The 3,674-nt window shown below is 66.1% G+C and carries 3 protein-coding genes and 1 pseudogene; 1 reads left to right on the forward strand and 3 read right to left on the reverse strand.

Annotated features, from left to right (window positions below):
• Positions 1-286: alpha/beta fold hydrolase (locus tag BIS11_RS13000; RefSeq protein WP_253586211.1), on the forward strand; the 286-nt coding region annotated here is incomplete at its 5' end.
• A gap of 83 nt (positions 287-369) precedes the next feature.
• Here BIS11_RS13000 and nirD read toward each other — a convergent pair.
• The 3 genes and pseudogenes from nirD to BIS11_RS13015 form a co-directional block, all read right to left on the reverse strand.
• Positions 370-741: a nitrite reductase small subunit NirD gene (gene nirD / locus BIS11_RS13005; protein ID WP_253418548.1), complete on the reverse strand. Its 372-nt coding sequence runs from the start codon at positions 739-741 to the stop codon at positions 370-372.
• Positions 742-778: 37 nt separating this feature from the next.
• Complete coding sequence (nirB, locus tag BIS11_RS13010; protein ID WP_253418545.1) at positions 779-3,283, reverse strand: nitrite reductase large subunit NirB; 2,505 nt, start codon at positions 3,281-3,283, stop codon at positions 779-781.
• Between the two features lie 2 nt (positions 3,284-3,285).
• Positions 3,286-3,674 (reverse strand): annotated as a pseudogene (locus tag BIS11_RS13015) (NAD(P)/FAD-dependent oxidoreductase); the annotation flags it as partial.

Raw genomic sequence — 3,674 nt, forward strand, 5'->3', positions numbered from 1 at the left:
CCGTGACATCGCAGCGTTCGCCTCACCCAAGGCGACCTTCGACTGCATCAAGGCGTTCAGCTACACCGATTTTCGCGACGACCTGCCGAAGATGAAGCTGCCGACACTGGTGATCCACGGCGACGCCGACGGCATCGTGCCGCTCGAAGTCAGCGGCAAACGCGCCAGCGAAACGCTGCCCCACTCCAGGCTCGAAGTGATCGAAGGCGGTCCCCACGGCCTGAACGTCACTCACGCGAAAGAATTCAACCAAGCGCTGATCGCGTTTCTCGATAGCGACGAGTAGCCAGAGTCGAAATACTTTCTCGATCAAAAAGCTCAAGCAGGAAAAGCGCCGCTTCTTTCAAGAGGCGGCGCTTTCGTCTAGCGTTACGCCTCGATCACCACGCGATCCCCATCGAAGCGCACCGGCCAGGTGCGAAGCCGCACGTTTTCGTCCTCCAGGCACAGGCCGTCGCTCAGGCGAAAGTGCTGCTTGTAGAGCGGCGAGGCGATGACCGGGGCGCCGTCGAGATCGCCGACGATGCCGCGGCCGATCACGTAGGCATTCGAAAAGGGATCGAAGTGATCCAGCGCGTAGAGTTCCGGGGTGTGTCCGGGCAGGTAGAACAGCGCGACCTGGGCGGCCGAGGTTTCGAGCCAGGCCACCACGCCGGAAAACGCCACCAGATCGGCGCGGCGGCAAAGCGGCTGCCAGCGCACGGCTGGCATAGTGTTCGAGGCGGCAGCGGTTGCACTCATGGAAGGGCTCCTTTCTTGAAGTCGGTCCTGGTGGACATCAGGCCGGGCGCAGTTGCCCGCGCTCGGTGGTCATGATGATGGACGGGTCCGGGCGTTCGTCGTTGACGAAGCTTCTGAAACGCTTGAGCTTTTCCGGGTCGCTCAGGGCGTTGGCCCATTCGCACTCGTAGCGCTCGATCAGGGTCTGCATCTGGCGCTCCAGCTCGTCGCCGAGTCCCAGGCTATCCTCGAGAATCACCGCCTTGAGGTAGTCGAGCCCGCCTTCGAGGTTTTCGCGCCAGGTGGCCGTGCGCTGCAGCCGGTCGGCGGTGCGCACGTAGAACATCAGAAATCGGTCGATGGTACGGTAGAGCGCCTCGTCGTCGAGGTCGGTAGCGAAGAGCTCGGCGTGGCGCGGGCGCATGCCGCCGTTGCCGCAGACGTACAGGTTCCAGCCGTTCTCGGTGGCGATGATGCCGATATCCTTGCTCTGCGCCTCGGCACACTCCCGGGTGCAGCCGGAGACGCCGAACTTGATCTTGTGCGGCGCGCGCAGCCCCTTGTAGCGGTGCTCGAGTTTGATCGCCATGCCCACGCTGTCCTGCACCCCAAAACGACACCAGGTGCTGCCCACACACGACTTCACCGTGCGCAGCGACTTGCCGTAGGCGTGGCCGGTCTCGAAGCCCGCCGCGATCAGCTCGCCCCAGATCGCGGGCAGATCCTCGAGGCGCGCGCCGAAGAGATCGATGCGCTGGCCGCCGGTGACCTTGGTGTACAGCTCGAACTTCTGCGCCACCTGGCCGAGCACCACGAGCTTCTCCGGGGTGATCTCGCCGCCGGCGATGCGCGGCACCACCGAGTAGGTGCCGTTTTTCTGCATGTTGGCCATGAAGGTGTCGTTGGTGTCCTGCAGCGGCACGTGGGCGGCGTCCATGATCGGCTCGTTGAAGCAGGAGGCGAGAATCGACGACACGGTGGGCTTGCAGATATCGCAGCCAAGGCCATGACCGGTATTGCCGTGCTTCTCCATCAGCTCGCCGAAGGTCTTGATGCCCTCGACGCGCACGATGTCGTAAAGCCCCTGGCGGGTGTGGGCGAAGTGCTCGCAAAGCGAGCGATCCACCTCGACGCCTTGGGCGGCGAGCTCGTGATCGACCACGGATTTCAAAAGCGTGGCGCAGCCGCCGCAGCCGGTACTGGCTCTGGTCGCGCCCTTCACACTGGCCAGATCTCGCGCGCCGGCATCGATCGCCTCGCAGATAACCCCCTTGGTTACGTTGTGGCACGAACAGATCATGGCGCTCGCCGGCAGCGCATCCGCCCCCAGCGCCGGCGCGGCGCCGCTTTGCCGGGGCAGGATGAGCGAGGCGGGCTCGGCGGGTAGCTCGAGGGCGTTGGCGTAGTACTGCAAGAGCGTGTCGTAGACGCCGTTGTCGCCGACCAGCATGGCGCCCAGGAGCTTCTTGCCGTCGCTCGAGACCACCAGCTTGCGATACACCTGGGTGAGCGGGTCGAGATAGCGGAACATGCGCGCCCCGGGGGTGCGCTCGCCGTGGGCGTCGCCGATGGCGCCGACGTCGACGCCCAATAGCTTCAGCTTGGTGCTCATGTCGGCGCCGCCAAAACGCGCGTCGCCGCCGGTGAGGGTCGAGACCGCCACCTTGGCCATCTGGTAGCCCGGCGCCACCAGGCCGAAGATGCTCTGGTTCCAGAGCGCCACTTCGCCCACGGCGAGAATGGCCGGGTCGCTGGTGCGGCAGTGATCGTCGATCACCACGCCGCCGCGCTCGCCGATCTCGAGCCCGCACTCCCGGGCCAGTGCGTCCTGGGGGCGAATGCCCGCGGAGAACACGATCAGGTCGGTTTCGAGCACCTTGCCGTCCTGAAACACCATGCGCAGCCGGCTCTGTTCGCCCTGTTCGATGCGCTGGGTGGCGCGCTCGGTCAGCACCTGCAAGCCGAGGGATTCGATCTTCTCTTTCAAGAGCTCGCCGCCTTCCCGATCGACCTGCATCGGCATCAGGCGCGGCGCGAACTCCACCACGGCGGTGTCGAGATTCAGGCCGCGAAGGGCATTGGCGGCCTCGAGCCCCAAAAGCCCGCCGCCGACCACCACGCCGTTGGTGGCGCTTTGGGCGGCGTCGCGTATCGCATCCAGATCATCCAGCGTGCGGTAGACCAGACACCCCGGGCGCTCGCGCCCTTCGATCGGCGGCACGAAGGGGTAGGAGCCGGTGGCGAGCACCAGGTGGTCGAAGGCGTAGCGGCCGCTGGCGGTCACCACGGTTTTCGCCGCGCGGTCGATTTCGGTCACCTTCTCGCCGCTTCTGAGCGTCACGCCGTGCTGGGCGTAGTAGTCGGCGTCGCAAAGCGCCAGCGACTCCGCGTTGCGCCCGGTGAAGTACTCGGAGAGATGCACCCGGTCGTAGGCGCGGTGGCGCTCCTCGCCGAACACGGTCACCTCAAGGCGCGCAAGCGCGCCGGCCTCGATGAGCTGCTCGACCAGGTGGTGGCCGACCATGCCGTTGCCGATGATGATCAGGTTCTCTCTTGTCGCCATGGTTAAGCCGCCTCTTGGCTGGGGGAGTGTAGAAACGCCTCGACGTCCGCCTGGCCGAACAGCAGCGCCGGGCGAGCCGCGCTCAGGTCCGCGCCTTGCTGCGCCTGGTTGAAATACCAGGGGCCCTGGGCGGTGTCGCCGTAGAGCACCGCGCCTTCGATGCGCCCGTTGTTGAGCAAAAGCTTTCGGTACTCGCCGCTTTCCGGGTCGCTGTAGCGGAGCACCTCGTGCGCTGGCGAGGCCTCGACGGGGCCGAAGGCGTAAAGCTCGATGCCGCTGACCTTGAGTCGGGTGGCGCTCGGAGCCTCGACGTAGCCCGCGCCGGGCTCGCCGCAGAGCACCCGGGCGAGCACCTCGACCTGGCGCCAGATCGGCTCGACCAGCCCGAAGG

This window comes from Halomonas sp. 707D4 (assembly GCF_024158685.1).
Classification (GTDB): Bacteria; Pseudomonadota; Gammaproteobacteria; order Pseudomonadales; family Halomonadaceae; genus Vreelandella.

Bases quoted from the DNA above. Each gene is read 5' to 3' on its own strand.
- nirD (WP_253418548.1), bottom strand. From the start codon at position 741: ATGAGTGCAACCGCTGCCGCCTCGAACACTATGCCAGCCGTGCGCTGG.
- nirB (WP_253418545.1), bottom strand. From the start codon at position 3,283: ATGGCGACAAGAGAGAACCTGATCATCATCGGCAACGGCATGGTCGGC.